4 protein-coding genes are annotated in these 4,147 nt (G+C 43.4%); all 4 read right to left on the bottom strand.

Features of this window, described 5'->3' with window-relative positions; translation table 11 throughout:
* Window positions 1–19 precede the first annotated feature (19 nt).
* On the bottom strand, window positions 20–625 hold the full coding sequence (locus tag AC37HE_RS13265; RefSeq protein ID WP_500783331.1) for a hypothetical protein: 606 nt from the start codon (window positions 623–625) through the stop codon (window positions 20–22).
* A gap of 12 nt (window positions 626–637) precedes the next feature.
* Window positions 638–1,951: a V-type ATP synthase subunit B gene (locus AC37HE_RS13270; RefSeq protein ID WP_500783332.1), complete on the bottom strand. Its 1,314-nt coding sequence runs from the start codon at window positions 1,949–1,951 to the stop codon at window positions 638–640.
* Window positions 1,948–3,723: a V-type ATP synthase subunit A gene (locus tag AC37HE_RS13275; protein WP_500783333.1), complete on the bottom strand. Its 1,776-nt coding sequence runs from the start codon at window positions 3,721–3,723 to the stop codon at window positions 1,948–1,950. The genes AC37HE_RS13270 and AC37HE_RS13275 overlap by 4 nt, the downstream gene beginning before the upstream one ends.
* Before the next feature lie 207 nt (window positions 3,724–3,930).
* A partial coding sequence (locus tag AC37HE_RS13280) for a hypothetical protein (protein WP_500783334.1) occupies window positions 3,931–4,147 on the bottom strand: 217 nt, incomplete at its 5' end.

Below are 4,147 nucleotides of genomic sequence, written 5' to 3' on the forward strand. Positions count from 1 at the left end.
ATACCATATTTGACATAGGCTAGTCCTCCTTACTTTGTGTAATTCGTTTTACAAGGTCTTTGTTGACCAGTGAGAATAATCCTTTCTCAACATCATCCGAACTCAGTACAAACTGAAGTCCGCTATTACTTTTAGGTTCAATAACAATTGTTGGTTTTCCACCTGCTAAAGGTTTCAACTCCACTTGCTTGTTCAGCGATTCCTTAACCAGGAATGTTTCCATATCTTTTGCGACTGTTTCCGGAACCGTTACTGTCTTCGGTCCTGAAATGCTTTCCAAGGTTGTTTTCAGAAGCACCGCCATATATTCCTTTTCGGTAAACAGCTTTTTACCTTGTTCTCCAAAAACGGATTGAAGATGTTTTATAATGGCAACTTTAGTAGCCTCCACAATATCGCGGGAAGCCTGAGTCATGGCAATCCGGGCATTTTTTTCAAGCTGCTCCGTTTTTTCTTTTGCCTCGTCAATGATCTCTTTCGCTTGATTTCTGGCTTCAGCAAGAATCACTTCAGCTTGCTTTTTACCTTCTTCAATCATTCGTTTCTTTTCGGCTTCACCCGCCTGAATGCCGTCCTGCTTCAGCTTGGAAACAATGTTCTCCAGATTTTCTTTATGATTATTCATAATGCTGTATTTTTAATTCTGCTTGTGCCAATATTCATCAATCAACTTTTTACTCAACCCAGTTTCTGTTGGTTCAAAATGTCTTCTCAGAATTTCCCAACACCGGTCTAAAGCGGCTTCCAACTCAATGGGTTCTCCAAAAGGTTCTTCCATATTGGCAATAAAATCACTTCTGTAGCCCAGTAGCTTTTGTGAAAAAGCATCATTGGCAGCACCTACTTCGGCTGCTTCATAAGCTTTTTCGGCATCAGCCAACAAAGAGGCCATGGCCGTCATAATCGGACGGTGGTCGCTACGGGTATTACCGTTAACCTGTTGCTTCAATCGAGAAAGTGAACGGGCTAGTTTTAGTTTTCCGTTTTCGAGGAAGAACTGTCCTTCGGTAATATAACCGGTATTATCAGGAACCGGATCTTCCAGCGATTCAAGTGTCGTTGCACCGATAATGGTGATTGAACCGGCACCTTCAATATCTGCGGCAACCTCGTAACGACGAGCTAACTCAGAATATAATGAACCGGGATAACCTTGAAGCGACGGAATCATATCCTGGTAGTTGGCTACGTTCCGCAGGATGTTCGACCAGTTGGTCATATCGGTTAGCAGCACAAGTGCATCTTTCCCTTGATCAGCAAATTCGCGGGCAACACTCAAGGCTACGTCAGGCAGCATTAAGCCCTTGATCTGTGACTCACCGGCCAGGTGAACAAACATGATGGTTTTATCGATATTTCCGGATTGTGAAAGCTGATCCTTGAAATAATGATATTCGTCGAACTTAAGTCCAATTCCGGCAAAAATAATCACATCGGCCTTCGCTCCCAGTGCAATTTGCGCCAACAAACGGTTGTATGGTTCTGTAGGAGAAGCGAAAATTGGAATCTTCTGTGATTTCACCAGCGTGTTAAAGACGTCAATCATTGGAATACCAGTCCAAAGAGGTTGCTTGGGAACCAAACGAACCGTTGGGTTCAAGGTGTCCAAACTGGTTTCTAATTGCTTTTCAAAAATAACTTCAGGTCCGTTGTCGGCAACCTGACCAATTCCATCAAAGGTTCGTCCCAGCATGTTGTATGAGAAACCCGCAGTTAACGGCACCTCATGCATCCGAAGCTTGGTCTTGGTGGAAAGTCCCGCGGTACCATTAAAGACCTGAAACCGGGTGGAATTTTCGCTAATATTAATGGCTTTCGCAAAGGAAAGACTTTGGTTTGAATCAGCGTCAAGTAGTTCTACAACGTGGTTTAGAGCAACTCCGGGATTTCCTTCTACAGAGATCAGTGCTTTCCCGACTTCGCTAATTCGATTTATTTCTTTTTTAATCATAAAACGTATTCTCCTTGTAAAACAAATTGTTCAATTTGGCTTGGCAGAGTCGCAATCTGCTCTTCAGTTTCGGCAGTTATATTCCAGTCGCGCCACCACTGGCGAAGTTCGTCAAACTTAGAACGAATCATTTCTTTCACTTCTTCGTCATCCATACCTGAAGCAGGAATTCGAACCTCGCTGTTAATTAATTTCTGCATCGCTTCATTAAGCACTGCTAATCGTTCAGGACGCGTACAAGCATCCAGATCATGAAAAGCATTTTGCTGAAGCACACAGAAGTCAATGGTTTGTCCTTTTTGGAATAAGATATATTTCTCAACCGGAACTTTTTTCAAGCCAATCGTACTGATTGTTTGATCGATATCATTCGCTTCCTGTAGAGTAGCCAAAATATTCTCACGGTCTTTCCATGGAATGAAACTGTCGTAAACCGAAGTTGTATAGGCCAGCGGATCAATTGCCGGGTATTTCTTGGCATCGGCACGATCTTGCGACAACCCCCAGAAACCACCGGTAGCATCCATTGTTGCCTGTGTAACGGGCTCCTGGAAGTTACCACCTGCAGGAGATACAGTTCCGATAAATGTCAATGAACCGCCTGATCCGGTATCGGCACCGGCACGTTGATACATCCCTTTAATTTGGTCCGGAATATCCATCGGGAAAGCTTCAGGACCTGGAATATCTCCCTGGCGTCCGCTACGTTCACGAAGCGCTTGCGCCCATCTCGATGTTGAGTCTGCCAACAGGATTACATTAAAGCCCTGGTAGCGATAATATTCTCCTACAGTCAGGGCAATGAAAACACTCGCTTCACGTGCCGCAACAGGCATGGAGCTGGTATTCCCGAAAATACACATCCGGTTCATGAGTGATTCACCTGTTGAAGGATCCCGCAATTCAGCAAAATCTTTAAAAACTTCAACCGCCTCACCGGCACGTTCACCACAAGCAGCCATAATGATCACATCAGCAATCGCATATTTACACAAGGTATGCTGCATCACCGTTTTTCCTGCACCGAAAGGCCCCGGGTTTCCAACTGTTCCACCATAACTTACAGGTGCCAGTAAATCGATCACCCGCACACCTGTTGAAATCGTTTTTCGAGGAATAGCACGTTCCTTAAAAGGGATCGGCATTTTCACCGGATGACGGAAAACCAGTTTTAATTCGTGTGTTTTGTTATTCTCATCGGTTACCACCGCAACAACATCGGTTATCGTCACGGATTTTTTACCGATTATTTCCTTAACTGTACAAGAATTAATCGCAAAGGGAACTAGTATTTTGTGTTCAAAGTGTCCCTCGGGGACAGTTCCGATTGTATCGCCGCCTTTCAAAACATCTCCTGCAGATACACTTGGTGTAAAATCCCACTCTCGTTTTTCATCCAAAGCCGGAGCATGCATTCCCGGTCTCAAATAAGGATCTTGTTCACTCAGCTCGTAGAGCGGATTTTGCAAACCATCCCAAATACTGGTTAGCAAACCTGGTCCTAACAGAACTGACAAAGGAGTACCTTTAAATACGACAGGATCTCCAATTTTCGCACCCGTTAAATCTTCAAATACCTGCATCTCCGCAATACCACAATCCGGATTTTTATAATCCGGGCTAATTTGAAGGACTTCAGCTTGTAAAAGCTTGCCTTCAACAGAGATTTCTGCAGTTTCTCCCATAATAACATCATCCTTAAAACGGACTCTGACCAGTGAATCCTGGATGCTAATGAGAGTTCCTGTCCTCTTTTTCTCGTTAATATTCATAAATATGCATTTTTTAATTCGTTTGGGAAAGCCTCAGAGTTCATACCTTTTTCGGAAAGGAGTAAACTCGCCAAGATTGAAATGGGACGAAGAATAGAAAAGGGAAGCATAAAAACTACGATACAAGAACGTGTAGCTTTGCCCGCTTTAGCTACATACACCTCATCATTCCGCTTCTTGTTGTTCTGGTTCACTTGCATCTTTTCCTCAGAAACTAAGATTTAATACCAAAGAGCTTCGGTTGAAATGTTTGAAGTCTCTCTGGCTCTTCATTAAAATAATTGTAACATCGAACCAAACACGATCAAACTTTTGGGAGGTAACATCCTGCATTCCACTCTTCGCAAATGTACCTGCGATGCGCGATTGCGTCAAAACAACACTTATTAGTTTCTGAGCAATCTGAGGCATCTGTTTGATTTTC

It is taken from the genome of Mangrovibacterium sp., from assembly GCF_059905295.1.